14 protein-coding genes are annotated in these 18944 nt (G+C 68.8%); 3 read left to right on the forward strand and 11 right to left on the reverse strand.

The annotated features are described in order from the left end of the window. Positions 1 to 18 precede the first annotated feature (18 nt). Together M2165_RS13755 and M2165_RS13760 are read left to right on the forward strand one after the other, a co-directional pair. Positions 19 to 1398, forward strand: coding sequence for a zinc-ribbon and DUF3426 domain-containing protein (locus tag M2165_RS13755; protein ID WP_280815170.1), 1380 nt, complete (start codon positions 19 to 21; stop codon positions 1396 to 1398). A gap of 63 nt (positions 1399 to 1461) precedes the next feature. Continuing rightward, positions 1462 to 2364 carry a carbohydrate kinase family protein gene (locus tag M2165_RS13760; protein ID WP_280815171.1) on the forward strand — a complete coding sequence of 301 codons (903 nt, stop codon included), beginning with the start codon at positions 1462 to 1464 and terminating at the stop codon, positions 2362 to 2364. 82 nt (positions 2365 to 2446) lie between these two features. Here the strand turns inward: M2165_RS13760 and M2165_RS13765 are convergent, their stop codons facing one another. The 8 genes from M2165_RS13765 to ccsA form a co-directional block, all read right to left on the reverse strand. After that, on the reverse strand, positions 2447 to 2953 hold the full coding sequence (locus M2165_RS13765; RefSeq protein ID WP_280817536.1) for a histone H1-like DNA-binding protein: 507 nt from the start codon (positions 2951 to 2953) through the stop codon (positions 2447 to 2449). A 197-nt stretch (positions 2954 to 3150) separates the two neighbouring features. Next, on the reverse strand, positions 3151 to 4329 hold the full coding sequence (locus M2165_RS13770; RefSeq protein WP_280815172.1) for a ribonucleotide-diphosphate reductase subunit beta: 1179 nt from the start codon (positions 4327 to 4329) through the stop codon (positions 3151 to 3153). 179 nt (positions 4330 to 4508) lie between these two features. Then, positions 4509 to 7430, reverse strand: a complete 2922-nt coding sequence (locus tag M2165_RS13775) for a ribonucleoside-diphosphate reductase subunit alpha (RefSeq protein WP_280815173.1) — start codon at positions 7428 to 7430, stop codon at positions 4509 to 4511. A 347-nt stretch (positions 7431 to 7777) separates the two neighbouring features. Continuing rightward, the gene (gene ampD, locus M2165_RS13780) at positions 7778 to 8398 is read right to left on the reverse strand and encodes a 1,6-anhydro-N-acetylmuramyl-L-alanine amidase AmpD (protein WP_280815174.1); all 621 of its coding nucleotides are present in this window, start codon (positions 8396 to 8398) and stop codon (positions 7778 to 7780) included. Further along, a complete protein-coding gene (locus M2165_RS13785) occupies positions 8382 to 9935 on the reverse strand; it encodes a sigma-54 dependent transcriptional regulator (protein WP_280815175.1) in 1554 nt (517 codons plus the stop codon). The genes ampD and M2165_RS13785 overlap by 17 nt, the downstream gene beginning before the upstream one ends. Positions 9936 to 9939: 4 nt before the next feature. After that, complete coding sequence (locus M2165_RS13790; protein ID WP_280815176.1) at positions 9940 to 11637, reverse strand: ATP-binding protein; 1698 nt, start codon at positions 11635 to 11637, stop codon at positions 9940 to 9942. 33 nt (positions 11638 to 11670) lie between these two features. Continuing rightward, on the reverse strand, positions 11671 to 11931 hold the full coding sequence (locus M2165_RS13795; RefSeq protein WP_280815177.1) for a PP0621 family protein: 261 nt from the start codon (positions 11929 to 11931) through the stop codon (positions 11671 to 11673). Then, a complete protein-coding gene (gene ccsA, locus M2165_RS13800; RefSeq protein WP_280815178.1) occupies positions 11928 to 12737 on the reverse strand; it encodes a cytochrome c biogenesis protein CcsA in 810 nt (269 codons plus the stop codon). The genes M2165_RS13795 and ccsA overlap by 4 nt, the downstream gene beginning before the upstream one ends. 100 nt (positions 12738 to 12837) lie before the next feature. On the opposite strand from ccsA, the gene ffh reads away from it, so the two are divergent. Continuing rightward, positions 12838 to 14226, forward strand: coding sequence for a signal recognition particle protein (gene ffh / locus M2165_RS13805; protein ID WP_280815179.1), 1389 nt, complete (start codon positions 12838 to 12840; stop codon positions 14224 to 14226). Between the two features lie 223 nt (positions 14227 to 14449). Here ffh and mdoH read toward each other — a convergent pair whose 3' ends face one another. From mdoH to M2165_RS13820, 3 genes are all read right to left on the reverse strand, one after another. After that, positions 14450 to 16456 (reverse strand): glucans biosynthesis glucosyltransferase MdoH, encoded by a 2007-nt coding sequence (gene mdoH / locus M2165_RS13810; protein WP_280815180.1) that lies wholly within the window; start codon positions 16454 to 16456, stop codon positions 14450 to 14452. 405 nt (positions 16457 to 16861) lie between these two features. Beyond that, complete coding sequence (locus M2165_RS13815) at positions 16862 to 18250, reverse strand: sigma 54-interacting transcriptional regulator (RefSeq protein ID WP_280815181.1); 1389 nt, start codon at positions 18248 to 18250, stop codon at positions 16862 to 16864. 31 nt (positions 18251 to 18281) lie between these two features. After that, the gene (locus tag M2165_RS13820) at positions 18282 to 18938 is read right to left on the reverse strand and encodes a hypothetical protein (protein WP_280815182.1); all 657 of its coding nucleotides are present in this window, start codon (positions 18936 to 18938) and stop codon (positions 18282 to 18284) included. Positions 18939 to 18944: the final 6 nt, after the last annotated feature.

Here is an 18944-nt window from a genome sequence, read left to right on the forward strand (position 1 = left end):
CCCTACAATCGCCCCGTCATGAGCCTCGCCACGCGCTGCCCTTCCTGCACCACCACCTTCAAGGTGGTGCGCGATCAGCTCCGCATTTCCGATGGCTGGGTTCGTTGCGGCCGCTGCAGCCATGTGTTCGACGCCACGCTCGAACTGCATGAGATGCCGGACGGGCCGCAGCAGCCTGCTGCCGCTTCCACCACGGCGCCTGCGCCGCAGCCCACGCCGCCGGTGCCCGAGTCCACGGCAGCTTCGCAGGCGGCAGAGGACGCGGAGTTCTTCGACGACGAACTCGACGGCCGCGCAGCGCCGCCTGCGGCCGAGCCTGCACCGCCGGCCGATGCTGTCGCCGAAGACACCGCGACCGCGCCGCGACCCGAGGCGCCGGAGCCCGCGCCTGCCCCCGCGCCCGCGCCGTCCTTCGCCATGCCGGCGCACGGCATCCTCGCCGACGCGTTGTGGTCCGACTTCGATGCCAACCCGCCCGAGTGGCGTCCGCCGCCGAGTTCGCTGCCGCCGTTTCCGAACATCGATCTGAACCTCGCGGCACCGCCTTCGCCGCCGCCACCACCACCGCCGCCGTTGCCGGCACTGCGCCTCAAGGCCCGCGCGCTCGCGGAGTCAGCCAGCGAAGAGACGGAGACGCAGGAGCTCGCGCAGGACCGCGACCAGGTGCAGATGCAGAAGGCCCTGCGCCGCGCGCGCATCAAGTCGGCCAAGGTCGCGCATGCGAAGGCGCGCGAGGAACGCGCCGCCGAGAAGTTGGCCGCTTCCTCGATGGTGCGCCAGGCCAGCGAGCCCGAATCCGCCGAGTCGCCGCTTCCGCCGCCGTCGCTGCGCGAGGACGACGACGCCGATTCCGAGCGTCTTCCGCTGTTCGAGAACGACGGCGCGAAGCGCCAGGGCGCAGGTGTCTGGCAGCGGCCGGCACTGCGGCGCGCGATGTGGCTGCTGTCCGTACTCGCGGTGCTGCTGCTCGTGCTGCAGGTGCTGCGCCACGAGCGCGACGGCATCGTGGCGCGCCAGCCGAATCTTCGCCCCGCCTTCGCCACGCTGTGCCGATGGACGGGCTGCGAACTCACGGCGCTGCGCCAGATCGGCGACATCGTGATCGAAGGCGCGGCCTTCACGCGCGAGAAGACCGGCAGCAGCGACTACCGGCTCAGCTTCACCCTGCGCAACGGCGCCACCGTGCCGCTCGCGATGCCGGCGATCGAACTCTCGCTGCTCGACACGCAGGAGCGTGCCGTGGTGCGGCGCGTGCTGATGGCCGCGGACTATGGCGCACCCCCGGTGCTTGCGGCGCGTGCGGACCAGGCGGCGTCGCTGCCGCTGAGCCTCTCGGCGAGCGAAGCGGCGGCGCTGCCGCCGATCGCAGGTTATCGCGTGGAAGCGTTCTATCCCTGAGCCGGCCCCGCCCGCTCATCGTCTTTCTTTCCTTTTCTTCTTCCCTCACCCAACGGGCTCACCATGGCAGCAGTGATTTGCGGTTCCCTCGCGTTCGACACCATCATGACTTTCGAGGGCCGGTTCGCCGACCAGATCCTTCCCGACCAGCTGCACATCCTCAATGTGTCGTTCCTGGTGCCGGGCCTTCGGCGCGACTTCGGCGGCTGCGCGGGCAACATCGCCTACAGCCTCAACGCGCTCGGCGGTACGGCACTGCCGATGGCCACGCTCGGCAGCGACGGCGCCGACTACCTCGAGCGCATGCGCACGCTGGGCATCAGCACCGAGTTCGTGCGCCAGCTCGACGACACCTTCACCGCGCAGGCGATGATCATGAACGACGTCGACAACAACCAGATCACGGCCTTCCACCCCGGTGCGATGCAGCAGGCGCACCTGACGAAGATCGCTGCGCGCGACGACATCCGCGTCGGCATCATCGCGCCCGACGGCCGCGAGGCGATGCTGCAGCATGCCGAGCAGTTCGCCGCCGCCGGCATTCCGTTCGTGTTCGATCCGGGCCAGGGCCTGCCGATGTTCGACGGCGAGGCGCTCCGGCACTTCATCGAGCTGGCGAGCTGGGTGGTGGTCAACGACTACGAAGGCAAGATGCTGTCGCAGCGCACCGGCTGGAGCCTCGCCGAGATCTCGCGGCATGTGCGCGGCCTGGTCGTCACGCTCGCGGCCGACGGCTGCGAAGTCTGGATCGACGGCGAGCGCGAGCACGTTCCGGGCGTGGAGCCGACGGCGGTGGTCGAACCCACGGGCTGCGGCGACGCATGGCGCGGCGCGCTGCTGTTCGGGCTCGAGAAGGACTGGCCGCTCGCGCAGTGCGCGGCGCTGGGCAATCGCGTGGGCGCGCTCAAGATCGCGCAGCGCGGGCCGCAGAACTACCAGATCGACCGCAAGGCGCTGGGCCTCTGAGGCCACCGGCGCTCCGGCGCCCATGAAAAAAGCCCGACACCGTGAGGTGCCGGGCTTTTGCCTTCAAGGCCGCTGAGGGAACTCAGGGCTTGCTGGCCGTGGGGAACGGCCAGGCTGCCTGCGGGTTCAGCGTGGTTTGCGCAGCAGGCGCAGGCGCCGCAGCGGGTGCCTTGGCAGCCTTCTTCGCAGCCGGCTTCTTGGCAGCAGCGGCAGGCTTGGCAGCGGGCTTCTTCGCGGCTTTCTTGGCCGCAGCCTTTTTCGCAGGCGCCTTCTTGGCGGCAGCCTTCTTCGCAGGCGCCTTCTTGGCAGCGGCCTTCTTGGCCGGCGCCTTCTTCGCCGCGGCCTTCTTGGCAGGAGCCTTCTTCGCAGGCGCCTTCTTCGCAGCGGCCTTCTTGGCCGGTGCTGCCTTCTTGGCGGCTACCTTCTTCGCGGGCGCCTTCTTGGCGGCGACCTTCTTGGCAGCGACCTTCTTCGCCGGTGCCTTCTTGGCTGCTACCTTCTTGGCAGGAGCCTTCTTCGCTGCGACCTTCTTGGCCGGAGCCTTCTTTGCTGCGGCTTTCTTAGCCGGCGCTTTCTTTGCAGTTGCCATTTCTGTTTTCTCCTTGATCAAGTTGAAAAAATCAACCTATTGAAGCGCTTCTCGCACCGTCGTAGCGTGAAGCGATTCATGGGGTTGGAGACCAGGCTCCAGCACCATGAACACCTGAGCCCTCGTCCATGCCGCGCTCTTCGGCGCGGTCGGTGGCAAGGGCAATTCTTGAATTCATCGATTCTTGTCGAAAAACCTCAATCCCAGGAGAGTGCGCCACCCGATTGGTACTCGATGACGCGGGTCTCGAAGAAATTGCGTTCTTTCTTCAGGTCAATCATTTCGCTCATCCAGGGGAACGGGTTTTCCTCGTTCGGGAAGAGCGTTTCGAGGCCGATCTGCTGCGCACGCCGGTTGGCGATGTACCGCAGGTAGCCCTTGAACATGGAGGCATTCATGCCGAGCACACCGCGCGGCATGGTGTCTTCGGCGTATCGGTATTCGAGCTCGACGGCCTTGAGGAACAGGGCCTTGATCTCGGCCTTGAACTCGGGGGTCCAGAGGCCGGGGTTCTCGAGCTTGAGCTGGTTGATCAGGTCGATGCCGAAATTGCAGTGCATCGACTCGTCGCGCAGGATGTATTGGTACTGCTCGGCGGCGCCGGTCATCTTGTTCTGGCGACCCAGCGCAAGGATCTGCGTGAAGCCGACGTAGAAGAAGAGGCCTTCCATCAGGCAGGCGAACACGATCAGCGACTTGAGCAGCGTCTGGTCGGTTTCGTGCGTGCCGGTCTTGAAGTTCGGATCGCTGATGGCGTCGATGAACGGAATCAGGAACTGGTCCTTCTCGCGGATCGACGGCACCTCGTTGTAGGCGTTGAAGATCTCGCTCTCGTCCAGGCCGAGCGACTCGACGATGTACTGGTAGGCGTGCGTGTGGATCGCTTCCTCGAAGGCCTGGCGCAGCAGGAACTGGCGGCATTCGGGGGCCGTGATGTGGCGGTAGGTGCCCAGCACGATGTTGTTGGCGGCCAGCGAATCGGCGGTCACGAAGAAGCCGAGGTTGCGCTTGACGATGCGGCGCTCGTCTTCGGTGAGGCCGTTCGGGTCCTTCCACAACGCGATGTCGCGCGTCATGTTCACCTCTTGCGGCATCCAGTGGTTGGCGCAGGTGGCGAGGTACTTCTCCCACGCCCACTTGTACTTGAACGGCACCAGCTGGTTGACGTCGGTCTGGCCGTTGATGATGCGCTTGTCGGAAGCCTTGACGCGCTGCGTGGCAACGGGCGTTGCGACGGTGTGCTGCGCGATCGACGAAGTCGGAGCATCCACCGGTCGGCCGACGGACAGGCCGCTGGTCGATGCGTGGTGCTGCTGCAATCCTTGTTGCATATCCTTTGGCAAGGAGGGCTTGACTTCTTCGTCCCAGGTCAACATAGAAAAATCCAATGCTCAATTATCGGAGCAACGATGTGAGTTGCAAAGTGCCCGCCCACGCCGCGCTCCATTTATGTGGTTGTTATGTTGCTCTCATGCATCGCGCGATGTCAGTCGATGCCGTGATCGACTGAGGGTTCGCGCGTGCTCTGCATCGCTTCGCTGCGTTCAGCGACGCATCACTGGCAGGCTTCGCAGGTCGGATCGTCGACGCCGCAGAACGCGATGTCGGTCGCGGGAATCGCACTCATCTGCGCCTTCGCCGCAGCGGCCGCGGCCTCGAGTGCGCTCATGCCCGAGGGCGCATCGCTGCCGCTGCCCGAGGACACCGCGTTGAGGCGGCCCGACTGCACGGTGGACTTCTCCGCGTGCGTCGCGCTCTGCGTGCGCAGGTAGTAGGTGGTCTTCAGACCGCGCAGCCATGCGAGCTTGTAGGTGTCGTCGAGCTTCTTGCCCGATGCACCGGCCATGTAGATGTTGAGCGACTGCGCCTGGTCGATCCACTTCTGGCGGCGCGCCGCGGCCTCGACGAGCCAGGTGGTCTCGATCTCGAATGCGGTCGCGTAGAGCGCCTTCACGTCCTGCGGCACGCGGTCGATCGGACGCAGCGAGCCGTCGAAGTGCTTCAGGTCCATGACCATCACGTCGTCCCACAGGCCGAGGCGCTTGAGGTCGCGCACCAGGTAGTGGTTGATCACGGTGAACTCGCCGGACAGGTTCGACTTGACCGAGAGGTTGCCGAAGCAGGGTTCGATCGAGGCGTCGACGCCGATGATGTTCGAGATCGTCGCGGTCGGCGCGATCGCCACGCAGTTGGAGTTGCGCATGCCGTCGGCCTTGATCTTCTGGCGCAGCGCGTCCCAGTCGAGCGTGGCCGAGCGGTCGACCTCGACGTAGCCGCCGCGCGCCTTCTCGAGCAGGTCGAGCGTGTCGATCGGCAGGACGCCCTTGTCCCACAGCGAGCCCTTGTAGCTCGAGTACTTGCCGCGCTCGCGGGCGAGCTCGGTCGAGGCCCAGTAGGCGTGGTAGCAGATCGCTTCCATCGACTCGTCGGCGAACTGCACCGCTTCCTGCGAGGCGTAGGGGATGCGCAGTTCGTACAGCGCGTCCTGGAAGCCCATCAGACCCAGGCCGACCGGACGGTGGCGCAGGTTCGAGTCGCGCGCCTTCTTCACGGCGTAGTAGTTGATGTCGATCACGTTGTCGAGCATGCGCATCGCGGTCGAGATCGTCTTCTTGAGCTTTTCCTGGTCGATCTTGCCGTCCTTCAGGTGCTGCAGCAGGTTCACCGAACCCAGGTTGCAGACCGCGGTCTCGGTGTCGCTGGTGTTCAGCGTGATCTCGGTGCAGAGGTTCGACGAGTGCACCACGCCGGCGTGCTGCTGGGGCGAGCGCACGTTGCAGGCGTCCTTGAACGTGATCCAGGGATGGCCGGTCTCGAACAGCATCGTGAGCATCTTGCGCCACAGGTCGGTGGCCTGCACCGTGCGGCTCGGCTTGATCTCGCCGCGCGCGGCCTTTTCTTCATAGGCGACGTAGGCGCGCTCGAAGTCGGCGCCGAACAGGTCGTGCAGGTCGGGCACGTTCGAGGGCGAGAACAGCGTCCAGGTGCCCTTTTCCATCACGCGGCGCATGAACAGGTCGGGGATCCAGTTGGCGGTGTTCATGTCGTGCGTGCGGCGGCGGTCGTCGCCGGTGTTCTTGCGCAGCTCCAGGAACTCCTCGATGTCGAGGTGCCAGGTCTCGAGGTAGGTGCAGACCGCGCCCTTGCGCTTGCCGCCCTGGTTCACGGCCACGGCCGTGTCGTTGACCACCTTGAGGAAGGGCACCACGCCCTGCGATTCGCCGTTCGTGCCCTTGATGTGGCTGCCGAGCGCGCGCACGCGGGTCCAGTCGTTGCCCAGGCCGCCGGCGAACTTCGACAGCAGCGCGTTCTCCTTGATCGACTCGTAGATGCCGTCGAGGTCGTCGGGCACGGTCGTCAGGTAGCAGCTCGACAGCTGCGAGCGCAGCGTGCCGCTGTTGAACAGCGTCGGCGTCGACGACATGAAGTCGAAGGACGACAGCACCTCGTAGAACTCGATGGCGCGCGCCTCGCGGTCGATCTCGTTGAGCGCCAGGCCCATGGCCACGCGCATGAAGAAGGCCTGCGGCAGCTCGATGCGCGACTTGCGCACGTGCAGGAAGTAGCGGTCGTACAGCGTCTGCAGGCCGAGGTAGTCGAACTGGTTGTCGCGCTCGGCCTTGAGCGCGGCGCCGAGGCGGGGCAGGTCGTACTGCAGCAGCTTCTCGTCGAGCAGCTCGTTCTCGACGCCTTTCTTGACGAACTGCGGGAAGTAGTCGGCATAGGTCTGCGCGCGCTCGGCGGGCATGACCTCGCGGCCGACGATCTCCTTGAAGATCGTGTGCAGCAGCAGGCGGGCGGTCGCGAAGGTGTAGTCGGGATCCTTCTCGATCAGCGTGCGGGCGGCCAGGATCGAGGCCTTGTAGACCTCGTCGAGCGGCACGCCGTCGTACAGGTTGCGCATCGTCTCGGCGACGATCGGCTCGGCCGTGATGCCATCGCCCAGGCCCTGGCAGGCCGATTCGATCAGGCCCTTGAGTTCGTTCAGGTCGAGCGCCACGCGTTCGCCGCGGTCCAGCACGTGCAGTGCCGGCACGGCCGGGGCCTGCTGCTCGCCCTGCTTGGAGCGCTCCTGCGTGCGGCGCTCGCGGTAGAGCACGTAGGCACGCGCGATCTCGTGGTGGCCGCCGCGCATCAGGCCGAGTTCGACCTGGTCCTGCACGTCCTCGATGTGGAAGGTGCCGCCGCCCGGACGCGAACGCATCAGCGCGCGGATCACGCCCTGGGTCAGCGCATCGACCGTCTCGCGCACGCTGGCCGAGGCCGCGCCCTGCGTGCCGTGCACCGCGAGGAAGGCCTTCATCATCGCGATCGCGATCTTGTTCGGCTCGAACGGCACCACCGCGCCGTTGCGGCGGATGATCTGGTAGTTCGCGAGGTTCTGGCTGGAGGGCGAGCCGGCGGTGTCCTGCGGCTGCAGCGGCAGCGTGGAGGGGACGGCACGCGGGGTCGAAGGGGTGTTCAGGGATGTTTGCATTCGCTTCCTCTCGGTTGGCAATTCTTGTTGGGTGGCAGCGCGGGCCGGGCGTTGCGCGGTGCCGGCGGCCGGTAGGGAGACACTATATCTAGGGTGCGAGGGGGCTACAACCCACTAGATGTAGCGTTTTCCAGTGGTTGCAAGCACCGTCGTTTTTTGGTCCGGAAGGCGCCGTGGCCGTCGGTGCCGCATGAACAGTGGTTCATGGTCTCGCAACCCGCATGGCGCGTGGCTTGCGGGCCGATTTGGGCTTGCAGGGCGCATGGTTGCTGAACGCGGCGTTTGCAATGGTGAATTCGCTCCGCCGCCGGCGCCGCGCATCGCGAATGGCGACGCGATTGAAAAAATTAGCGGCCCATCGTCTGCGCAGGGAACATGGCGCGGTCCCAGCCCAGTTCGTCGCGCAGCTGCCGCCAGTCGAACCCGGCGCCCGGATCCTGCTTGCGGCCCGGCGCGATGTGCTCGTGGCCTGCGACGTGGGCGATCGGGTAGTGCTGCGCAAGGGCGGCGCAGAGGCTGGCGAGCGTCTCGTACTGCGCCGCCTCGAAGGGCGCGCCTTCGAGGCCCTCGAGCTCGATGCCGATGGAATCGTCGTTGCAGTTGGAGCGCCCGCGCCACGACGAGACGCCCGCGTGCCAGGCCCGGTCGTCGCAGCTCACGAACTGCCAGAGCTCGCCGTTGCGGCGCACGTAGAAATGCGAGGACACCTCGAGCCCGCGGATCGACTGGAAGTACGGGTGCGCATCCCAGTCGAGCCGGTTGGTGAACAGCTGCTGCACCGCCTCGCCGCCGTATTCGCCGGGCGGCAGGCTGATCGAGTGCAGCACGATCAGGTCGGTCGGCGCGAGCCCGGGCCGGGGGCCGAAGTTCGGTGAGCGCAGCGCCTTCGCGAAGCGGTACCAGCCGGACTGCCAGAGCCCGTCGTCGGCGGGCGCCGGCGACGACGGTGATTCAGTCGTCGCTGCCATGGGGCGCGGCGCTTTCGTCGCCGCTGGGCGTGGTGATGCCGAGCCGCGCGATGCGGTAGCGGATCTGGCGCAGGCTCATGCCGAGCCGCGCGGCGGCGGCGGTGCGGTTGAAGCCGCTCTCGTGCAGCGCGCGCACGAGCATCTCGCGCTCCTGCTGGTCGAGCCAGGCCTGCAGGTCGGAAGGCAGCGGTGGCGCGGGCCGGGCTTCGGCGGCCGGCGCGGGGCGCGGTTCGGCTTCGGGCGCGGCAGGTGCGGGCGCGGGGGGCGCGGGCGCTGCGGCGGCCTCGGGCGGCGCACCGGCCTGGCCGGGGCCGGCGCCCATCAGGTCGAGGTGCAGTTCGTCGCCGTCGTTGAGCGCCACCGCGCGGTGCAGCAGGTTCTCGAGTTCGCGCACGTTGCCCGCGAGCGGATGCTGCGCGAGCCGGCGCAGCAGTTCGTCGGACAGGTGCGGCACCGGCAGGCCGCCGTCCTGCGCGATGCGCGCGAGCAGCGCATGGCAGAGCGCCGGCAGGTCCTCGCGCCGCTCGCGCAGCGCGGGCACCGCGATCTCGATCACGTTGAGCCGGTAGAACAGGTCCTGCCGGAAACGGCCGGCCTGCACCTCGGCATGCAGGTCCTTGTGGGTGGCGCTCACGATGCGCACGTCGACCGCATCTTCCTGCGTGGAGCCGATCGAGCGCACGCTGCGCTCCTGGATCGCGCGCAGCAGCTTCGACTGCATCGCGAGCGGCAGGTCGCCGATCTCGTCGAGGAACAGCGTGCCGCCGCGCGCGGCCTGGAAGTAGCCGTCCCGGTCCTGCGACGAGCCGGTGTACGAGCCCTTGCGCGCGCCGAAGAATTCGGCCTCGAGCAGGTTCTCGGGAATGGCGCCGCAGTTGACCGCGATGAACGGCCCCTCGCTGCGCTGGCTGCAGGCGTGCACCGCGCGCGCCACGAGTTCCTTGCCGGTGCCCGACTCGCCGCGCACCAGCACCGGCGCCATGCCGCGCGCGACCTTGGCGATGCGCGACTTGACGAGCCGCATCGGCTCCGAGTCGCCGACCAGCCGCTCGAGCGCGGCCACGCCGCTGCCCGGAATCGCTGGTGCATCGACGCGTTCGCTCGGTTCGGCGGGCGCGGTGCGCGTCGCCTTGACCGGCTGCGCCTGCTGCGCCTGCACGGCGGACGCGACCACCGCACGGAACTGCTTCAGGTCGACGGGCTTGGTCAGGTAGTCGAAGGCGCCGGCCTTCAGCGCCTCGACCGCGTTCTCGGCCGATCCGTAGGCGGTCATCACGACGCAGCGTTCGCTGCGCTGGTTCTTCTGGATGCGCTGGATGATCTCCATGCCCTGGCCGTCGGGCAGCCGCATGTCGGTGATCACCGCATCGAACTGCGTGGCCTCGAGGTGCTGCCAGGCTTCCGACACGCTGCCGGCGGCCTCGACGCGATAGCCCTCGCGCAGCAGGGTCAGTTCGTACAGGGTGCGCAGGTCCGGTTCGTCGTCGATGACCAGGATGTTGCCCGGACGCTGCGTGGAAGAAGGGGTCGTGCTCACGGCGCTATTGTGTCAGCCGGTTCTCGCTGGGTGCGAACCGGACGAAGAATTCGTTCCCCTCCGGGCCGCCCGCGACCAGCGCGCGCCGCTCGTAGCCGATGGTCGCGCCATGGCGCCGGCACAGCTCGCGGCAGAGGAAGAGGCCGAGCCCGCTCGACCGGCTTTCGGAGGAGAAGAAGGGCTCGAACAGATGGCGCTGCACCGCGGGCTCGAGCGGCGCGCCGTCGCTCCACACCAGCAGCGTCGGCCGGCCCGAGCTGCCGCGCTGGGTGGTGGTCACGACCTGGATCGCGCCGTCGCGGTTGCTGGCGTAGCGCGCCGCGTTGTCGAGCAGGTTCACGAGCAGGCGGCGCAGGTGCTCGACGTCGAAGCGCACCTCGCTCTCGGCCGCATCGAGCGCGATCAGCACGCCCTGGCGCTGGGTCTGGCGCACCCATTCCTCGGCCAGCGCCTGCACCGCCGGGTCGAGCACCACCTGCTCGCCGAGCGACAGCACGCGCTGCTGGCGCGCCCGGGACACGTCGAGCACGTCGTCCACGATGCGCGCGAGCCGCTGTGCGTTGTGCTGCACCATCGTCGTCAGCTGCCGGTGCGCGGGATCGGTGAGGTCCTCGTTGAGCAGCGCGCTGGCCTGGGTGATCGCGGCCAGCGGGTTGCGGATCTCGTGCGCCACCGCCGCCGACATGCGGCCCATGGCTGCGAGCTTCTCGGTGCGGATGCGCGCCTCGAGTTCGCGCAGGTCCTGCAGGAACATCACGCAGAGGCTGTAGCCGCGCTGGTCGCTCGTGGGCGTGAGCCGCGTGCGCACGCGCACCTCGCGCGCGGCGCCGCGTGCCTGCGCGACCGGGATCTCCTCGCTCTGCGGCGCGCGGCGCGAGAAGGTCTGGCGCGCCAGCGCCGCGAGCGCATGCCAGGCGGGCTGCGCGTGCAGCGCGAACGGCAGGCTGCGCTTGGCGAGCCCCTGGCCGAGGATCGCGTCGGCCGCGGGGTTCGCGGCATGCACCATGCCTTCGGCGTCGATCACCAGCACGCCTTCGCTCAGCGTCTCGATCACCAGATCGTTGACCTGCGCCTGCATCTGCGCGCTGCTGCGGTTGCGCTGCGCGGTGGCTTCCTCGCGCGCGAGCCGGCGTGCGAGCTCGTGCGCGAGCAGCGCCACCACGAAGAGCCCGGTCCCCGTGAGCGCGGCCTGCACGAAGCGGGCGGAGGGATCGCCGGGCTGCTGCAGCCAGTGCCAGCCCGCGTCGGCGAGCAGCAGCAGCGTGACCGCGGCCGTGGTGCCCAGGCCCACCGTCACCGTACCGAGCACCGCGCTCATGAGCACCGGCAGCGCGAACAGCGGCGTGTAGTTGATGTTGCCGCCCTGCAGCACCTGCAGCGCGGTGAAGGTGCCGAGGTCGATGCCGATGGTCAGGAACCAGAGCGTCGCGAAGGCGCGGATCGGCGGGGTGAAGCGGGTGTAGCGCGCGCCGAGGCAGGTCAGGATCAAATAGCCGGCGGACAGCGCCATCGCGAGCGGCTGCATCGCCTGCCCGAGCGCGAAGGCCACGCCCTGCAGCAGCACCAGCACGGCCGCGACGAAGCAGCGCGCCGCCATGAAGCCGCGCCAGAGGCGCAGCAGCGCGGCGCTCTGGCCTTGCGCGGGATCGAGCTCGTCCCAGTCGGTGACGGGCTCGGCTCGCGACCGCAGGGAAGCGCTCATCGGTGCGACGTCGTTTCGCAGGCGGCCCGCGTCTCAGCCGCGCTCGGCGGCCTGGCGGTGCGCGGCGGTGCAATACATCGCGCCGCCGGGTCCGGCGATCGCATCGGCCGCGGGCAGGTGCAGGCCGCAGTGGGCGCAGCGCAGCATGGCCTGCGGCGTGGCCGGCCCGGCCTCCGGCCGCGGCCTGGCGCGCGCCGCCTGTTCGCGCCGGGCATCGCGCATTTCTTCGCGACGGTTCTTGCGCCAGAGCCAGATCGCCACCGCGACCACCAGGAAGACCAGCAGGTACTTCATGCCGTGCCGCGCGCCAGCACCACTTCGAGCACGAAGCGCGACCCCACGTAGGCGAGCAGCAGCAGGGCCGAGCCCGCATACAGCACGCGCCTGGCCGTGCGCCCGCGCCAGCCGAAGCGCGCGCGGCCGCCGAGCAGTACCGCGAAGCTCAGCCATGCGAGCACCGAGAACACCGTCTTGTGGTCCCACTTCCAGCTGCGCACCGCAGCGCCGTAGAGGGTTTCGCTGAACAGCAGGCCCGCGAGCAGCGTGGCCGACAGCAGCACGAAGCCCGCGGTGACGAAGCGGAAGGTCAGCCGCTCGAGCGTGAGCAGCGGCACGCCGCCCTGCGGCTCGGCCGCGAGCCGGATCTGTTTTTCGGCGCGGGTGATGAGCCAGGCATGCACGACCGCGGCGCCGAACAGCCCGTACGACGCGATGCCGAGCGCCAGATGCAGCGGCAGCCAGGGCGAGGCCGAGACATGCAGCGGCGTGCCCGGGAATGCCAGGGCGAGCAGCACCGCGGCCGCGCCGAGCCAGGCCAGCACGCGCCGCACCTTGAGCTGCGGATACATGCTGCTTTCGATGCCGTAGACCGTGAGCACCAGCCAGGCGGTGACCGAGAGCGCCGGCGCGAAGCCGAAGCGCGGCTGGCCGGCGACGAGCCCCTGGGCCAGCACCGCGGCATGCAGCAGCCACGCGAGCCCGAGCGCCCATTGGGTGCCACGGCGGCTGAGCCGGGCGCCCGCGGCGGCCGCGAAACCGTAGGCGGCCGCGGTGGCGATGCCCAGCGCCACGGCAAGTGGGGAGGGGATCGCTAAAATCATAGGTGGAGTTTATCTCCCTCCGGCGTGCGCACTGCGTGCCGCACCGCCCCTCACGATTTTCTTCAATGCCCGCCGCAGCGGGCAGCAAGGCACCCCGTTCATGGCCACCGCCCTCACAGAAAAGTTCTCCCGCCTCGTCAAGACGATGAGCGGCCAGGCGCGCATCACCGAAAGCAACGTGCAGGACATGCTGCGCGAAGTGCGCATGGCGCTGCTCGAGGCCGACGTGGCGCTGCCGGTGGTGCGCGACTTCGTCGCCCGCGTGAAGGAGAAGGCGCTCGGCCAGGAAGTGCTGGGCTCGCTCAAGCCGGGCCAGGCGCTGGTCGGCATCGTCAACCGCGAACTCGCCGCCACCATGGGCGAGGGCGTCTCCGACATCAACCTCGCGGCCCAGCCGCCCGCGGTGATCCTCATGGCCGGCCTGCAGGGCGCCGGCAAGACCACCACCACCGCCAAGCTCGCCAAGCACCTGATCGAGAAGCGCAAGAAGAAGGTGCTCACGGTCTCGGGCGACGTCTACCGCCCGGCCGCCATCGAGCAGCTCAAGATGGTGACGAAGCAGGCCGGCGCCGAATGGTTCCCGAGCTCGCCCGAGCAGAAGCCGCTCGACATCGCGCGCGCCGCCCTCGACCACGCCAAGCGCCACTTCTTCGACGTGCTGCTGGTCGACACCGCCGGCCGCCTCGCGATCGACGAAGTGCTGATGAACGAGATCAAGCAGCTCCACGGCGCGCTCGATCCGGTCGAGACGCTGTTCGTGGTCGATGCGATGCAGGGCCAGGATGCGATCAACACCGCCCGGGCGTTCAAGGAGGCGCTGCCGCTCACCGGCATCATCCTGACCAAGACCGACGGCGATTCGCGCGGTGGTGCGGCACTGTCGGTGCGGCAGGTCACGGGCGTGCCGATCAAGTTCGCCGGCACGAGCGAGAAGATCGACGGCCTCGAGGTGTTCGACGCCGAGCGCCACGCGGGCCGTATCCTCGGCATGGGCGACATCGTCGCGCTGGTCGAGCAGGTCACGGCCGGCGTCGACGTGGCGGCGGCGCAGAAGCTCGCGGCCAAGGTCAAGAGCGGCGCGGGCTTCGACCTCAACGACTTCCTCGGCCAACTGCAGCAGATGAAGCAGATGGGCGGCCTGTCGAGCCTGATGGACAAGCTGCCGACGCAGATGGCCGCCAAGGCCAGCGAGGCCGACCTGAGCCGCGCCGAGCGCGACATCCGCCGCAAGGAAGGCATCATCAACAGCATGACCCCGCTCGAGCGCCGCAAGCCCGAGCTGCTCAAGGCCACGCGCAAGCGCCGCATCGCGGCCGGCGCGGGCGTGCAGGTTCAGGAAGTGAACCGCCTGCTCAACGAGTTCGAGCAGATGCAGGGGATGATGAAGAAGATGAAGGGCGGCGGCCTCATGAAGATGATGAAGCGCATGGGCGGCATGAAGGGCATGGGCGGGCTCGGCGGCCCCGGTGGGCCGAAGCTGCCGTTCTAGACGTTCCGGAAAGCGAACAGCCGAACGCAGAAGGAAGACACAAGCGACGCAGAAGTCGCAGAAGAACCCGAAGAAAAATCCTCGGAATCGTTCTGCGACTTCTGCGAAACCTTCGCGACTTCTGCGTTCGGCTGTCCGCTCCCGTTCCCGTTCCCGAACGACAGCCGTAAAAAAGCCGGCGCAGAGGCCGGCTTCATGAAGCGGATGCGCCGCTGTCAGCGCATCAGGCCGTCGCCAGCGCCGCGGGGCGCGCGAGGCGCAGCGCATGCATCCAGGCGCGGCGCAGCACGGCGGGCGAGCGCGATTCCTCGGGGATCAGCAGGAAGCCGCGGTCGCGCAGCGAGGTGCCGAGCGCGATCTGGCTGGTGAGCACCGTGAGCGGGATCGCCAGCAGCAGCGGCAGGCCGACCGGCATGAGCCACATCAGGGCGCTTGCATCGATCATCGCGACGCCGAGGGCCAGCGCGCCGACCACCAGGCTCATGGGTGCGAGCTGGGAGGCAGCGATCTTCCACGGCACGGCGGCGGCTTCGCGGGGAGGCGACTTCCAGTCGAGCTTGATGCCGGTGAGGGCGACCAGCACGAACAGCGAGTGGGCCAGCATGCGCACCGGTGCCTGCACGATGGCGAGGGCGCTTTCGAGCACCGAGCTCTTCACCAGGCCCCAGAGGCCGCCGAACTGGCGCTGCTCCTTGCGCATCAGCACGGCGATGATGCCGAGCACGCGCGGCAGGAACAGCAGGCACAGGGTCCAGACCCAGAGGCCGGCGAGTTCCGCGGGCAGCACGCTCCAGCTCGAGATCAGGCTCGAACCGTTGAGCCAGAGCGCGGTGCCGAGCGTCAGGAACGCGAGCCACAGCGGCGCCGAGACGTAGGCCATGGTGCCGGTCACGAACATCGCGCGGTGCACCGGGTGGATGCCGGGCTCGGCCATCAGGCGGGCGTTCTGCAGGTTGCCCTGGCACCAGCGGCGGTCGCGCTGGAGTTCGGCCAGCAGGTCCGGCGGCTGCTGCTCGTAGCTGCCGACCAGGTCGGCGCAGAGCCAGACGTTGTAGCCGGCGCGGCGCATCAGCGCGGCCTCGACGAAGTCATGCGACATGATGCCGCCCGACATGCCGCCGGTGCCCTTGATCGGCGCCAGCGCGCAGTGCTTCATGAAGGGCTCGACGCGGATGATCGCGTTGTGGCCCCAGTAGTGCGATTCGCCCAGTTGCCAGAACTGCATGCCCAGCGTGAACAGGCGGCCCGTCACGCGGGAGGCGAATTGCTGCGCGCGGGCATGCAGCGTCACGTGGCCGATGGCCTGCGTGGCGGTCTGGATGATGCCGGCGTTCGGATTGGCTTCCATCAGCTTGACCATCGAGGTCAGGCAGTCGCCGCTCATCACGGAGTCGGCGTCGAGCACGACCATGTAGCGGTAGTCCTTGCCCCAGCGCCGGCAGAAGTCGGCCACGTTGCCGGCCTTGCGGTGCGTGCGGCGGGTGCGCAGGCGGTAGTAGACCTCGACCTGCGGCTGGTTCGGGCTCTCGGCCAGCGCGGCGCGCAGGTCTTCCCAGGCGGCGCGCTCGGCGGCGGCCGTCTCGGGGTTGTAGCTGTCGGACAGCACGAACACGTCGAACTGCTTCGCATGGCCGGTGGCCGCGACCGATTCGCAGGTGGCGCGCAGGCCGGCGAACACCGTGGCCACGTCCTCGTTGCAGATCGGCATGATGATCGCGGTGCGGGCCTCGGGGTTCATCGGGTGGTGCGCCACCTGCTTGGCCGAGAGCGAGTGCTTGTCACCGCGCAGCGAGACGTAGAAGCCCATCAGCGCGGTCACGAAGCCGGTGACGACCCAGCCCGAGAGCAGGCCGTAGAGGCCGATCTGGCCGTATTCCAGCCAGACGTTGTCGTAGTCGGGCTGCACGCCCGCGAACAGCGTCGAGGCGATCACGGTGCTGAGCACGGTGAGCAGCATGAAGGCGTTGCGGCGGCGCGCGGCGGCACGCTCCCAGGGCAGCGGCGCCGCGGCCGGCGCGGCGCTGTCGCGCTTGCCGCCGGCGCCGAGCTTCACGAGCAGGGCGGTGCCGATGCTGTTCCAGAAGCCGCGCCAGGGGCGGGGCGCCATCGAACCGCGGTTGACCGGCGGTGCGGTGACGGAATTCGGGTGGCGCTCTTCGCGCACCGGGCTGCGGCGCGAGAAATCGGTGTCGGCCAGCACGTTCAGTTGGGAGAAGTCGTTCGGCTTCATGTGATTTACCAACGTTGCTTGTCGAGGGTGGAGGGGGTGTCGCCAATGGCAGGAAAGCGCTTGACCACGCAATCCGGTTCGGCGCCGCCCGCGCCGGCGAGTGCGGCCGGCGAATGCCCGGCGGCACGGGGCCGCACGGGGGAAAACTGCTTTTGACGCAGGCCGTCGCGCTGCGGACGCAGTGCGAAAGATGGGCTGTGGAGTGCTGTCATGCCAGTACAGGGGCAAACCCTGTGCCAGGCTGAAAAAACGCTTGCAGATCAACGACTTAGCAGGATCCGCCGGGCATTTCCGGGTGCGGGGCCGGCCAAACCCCCGCAAAACCGCCGTTTTTGTCGCCGAATCCCGACAAGTGTCAACGGCGTAGAAAAAATGTCCTTTTAAATCAAGGACTTGGCCCTGTCGCTAGTCAGCGACGGGCTCCCCGCCGGGAGCGACAGCGTCGGCCTTGAAGTGGCCCGGCGTGAGTTCGTGCTTCTGCAGCAGGCGGTAGAACTCGGTGCGGTTGCGGTCCGCCAGCCGGGCCGCGTCGGCGACGTTGCCGTCGGTCAGCTTGAGCAGCCCGACCAGGTAGTCGCGCTCGAAGCGCTGCTTGGCCTCGGCATAGGTCAGCACCTCGACGGAGGGCACGCGCAGTGCGCGCTGAACCAGCGCGAGCGGCACCAGCGGCGAACTCGACAGCGCGCAGACCTGCTCCACCACGTTGTAGAGCTGCCGCACGTTGCCGGGCCAGGCCGCGGTCGCGAGCGCCTTGAGCGCCTCGGGCGCGAAGCCCGAGAGCCGCTTGCCGTACTTGGTCGAGAGCTTCTGCAGGAAGTGGTTGGCCAGGAGCGGAATGTCCTCGCGCCGCGCCGACAGCGGCGGCAGCGTGAGCGTGACCACGTTGAGCCGGTAATACAGGTCCTCGCGGAACTGGCCGGCCTGCATCGCCGCGTCGAGGTCGCGGTGGGTGGCCGAGATGATGCGCACGTCGACTTCGATCGACTGGCTGGCGCCGAGCGGGCGCACCGCACGCTCCTGCAGCACGCGCAGCAGCTTGACCTGCAGCGCGGGCGGCATGTCGCCGATCTCGTCGAGCAGCAGCGTGCCGCCGTCGGCCTGCTGGAACAGGCCCTTGTGGTTGGCATGGGCGTCGGTGAAGGCGCCCTTCATGTGGCCGAACAGCTCGGATTCGAGCAGCGCTTCCGGGATGGCGCCGCAGTTGACTGCCACGAAGGGCTTGTCCGCGCGCGCGCTGGCGCGGTGGATGGCGCGCGCCAGCAGTTCCTTGCCGGCGCCCGAGTCGCCGCGCAGCAGCACCGAGGCATCGGACTTGGCGACCATGCGCGCCTCGGCCAGCAACTCCGACATGCGGTTGCTGCGGCTCACGATCTCGGCGCGCCAGCTGTCGTCGCCCGACTTGGCGGGCGTGCTGGACGGCGCGCCGAGCGCGAGCGCCTGCGAGATCTTGTCGAGCAGCTCGCGGCCGTCGTAGGGCTTGGTGAGGTAGGTGAACACGCCGCGCGCCGTGGCCTCCACCGCGTCGGGGATGGTGCCGTGGGCCGTGAGCAGGATCACCGGCAGCGTGGGATGGCGCTTGCGGATCTCGTCGAAGAGCTGCAGCCCGTCGCGCCCGGGCAGCCGCACGTCGCTGAGCACCAGCTGCGGATGCTCGATCTCGAGTTGCGTGAGCGCGGTCTCGGCCGAGGTCACGGCCGTGACCTGGTAGCCGGCCGAGCTGAGCCGCATCGAGAGCAGCCGCAGCATGTCCGGATCGTCGTCGACCACCAGCAGGCGCGCGCCGGTCACGCTCATCGGGAATCCTCCTTGCGCGATCGTCGGATGTTCATGGCGTCGGCCGGGCGGCGGGTGCGGGCAGGACCGGCGCCGGTGCGGTGTTGGGCCGCGCGAAGCTGCGCTCGATGGCGCGCAGTGCTTCGATGCGGTCGTTGAGCTGGTCGATGCGGCGCTGGCTCTCGCGCAACTGCTGCACCTGCTTGTCGCGGTCGTCCTCCACGCGGCGCTGCTCCACGTAGCGCGCCGCGAGCGCGCGTGCGAGCGGGTGCAGCGCCTGCGCCTCGGGCGAGGGGTTCGATATCACGCGCTGCAGCAGGCCCAGCGCGCGCGCCAGGTCGGCCGGCACGCGCGTCTGCGCGAGCAGCAGCGCAAGCTGCATCTGCGCGGTGGGCGAATCGCCCGGGTCGCCCGCGCGCGCGATCTCGGCATTGAGCTCGGTGCCGCCGAGCGGGCGCACCTTGTCGGCATAGGCCAGCATGGCCGCGACCGGGCCCTGCGTCAGCAGCGTGAACAGCGAGGCCGGCTGCGTGGCGGGCGCCTTGGGTTCGGCCTCGACCGGCATCACGCGCGGCACGGCGGGCGGCGGCGGCAGCGCCTCGGCCTCGGCGGGCGGCGCGGGCGGCGTCGCGCAGGCGGCCAGCAGCAGCGCGAAGGGCAGGGCCACCGCCGCGGAGCGGGTCGAACTGCGGACGAACGGAAAGGGCATGGATCG

This window comes from Variovorax sp. TBS-050B (assembly GCF_029893635.1).
In the GTDB taxonomy this organism is placed as follows: domain Bacteria; phylum Pseudomonadota; class Gammaproteobacteria; order Burkholderiales; family Burkholderiaceae_C; genus Variovorax.

What these genes read in the sequence shown, in the direction of transcription:
- M2165_RS13795 (WP_280815177.1), bottom strand. Translation starts at nt 11,931, where the DNA reads ATGAAGTACCTGCTGGTCTTCCTGGTGGTCGCGGTGGCGATCTGGCTC.
- M2165_RS13770 (WP_280815172.1), bottom strand. Translation starts at nt 4,329, where the DNA reads ATGTTGACCTGGGACGAAGAAGTCAAGCCCTCCTTGCCAAAGGATATG.
- M2165_RS13755 (WP_280815170.1), top strand. Translation starts at nt 19, where the DNA reads ATGAGCCTCGCCACGCGCTGCCCTTCCTGCACCACCACCTTCAAGGTG.
- M2165_RS13765 (WP_280817536.1), bottom strand. Translation starts at nt 2,953, where the DNA reads ATGGCAACTGCAAAGAAAGCGCCGGCTAAGAAAGCCGCAGCAAAGAAG.
- ampD (WP_280815174.1), bottom strand. Translation starts at nt 8,398, where the DNA reads ATGGCAGCGACGACTGAATCACCGTCGTCGCCGGCGCCCGCCGACGAC.
- ccsA (WP_280815178.1), bottom strand. Translation starts at nt 12,737, where the DNA reads ATGATTTTAGCGATCCCCTCCCCACTTGCCGTGGCGCTGGGCATCGCC.
- M2165_RS13815 (WP_280815181.1), bottom strand. Translation starts at nt 18,250, where the DNA reads ATGAGCGTGACCGGCGCGCGCCTGCTGGTGGTCGACGACGATCCGGAC.
- M2165_RS13760 (WP_280815171.1), top strand. Translation starts at nt 1,462, where the DNA reads ATGGCAGCAGTGATTTGCGGTTCCCTCGCGTTCGACACCATCATGACT.
- mdoH (WP_280815180.1), bottom strand. Translation starts at nt 16,456, where the DNA reads ATGAAGCCGAACGACTTCTCCCAACTGAACGTGCTGGCCGACACCGAT.
- M2165_RS13790 (WP_280815176.1), bottom strand. Translation starts at nt 11,637, where the DNA reads ATGAGCGCTTCCCTGCGGTCGCGAGCCGAGCCCGTCACCGACTGGGAC.
- M2165_RS13775 (WP_280815173.1), bottom strand. Translation starts at nt 7,430, where the DNA reads ATGCAAACATCCCTGAACACCCCTTCGACCCCGCGTGCCGTCCCCTCC.
- ffh (WP_280815179.1), top strand. Translation starts at nt 12,838, where the DNA reads ATGGCCACCGCCCTCACAGAAAAGTTCTCCCGCCTCGTCAAGACGATG.
- M2165_RS13820 (WP_280815182.1), bottom strand. Translation starts at nt 18,938, where the DNA reads ATGCCCTTTCCGTTCGTCCGCAGTTCGACCCGCTCCGCGGCGGTGGCC.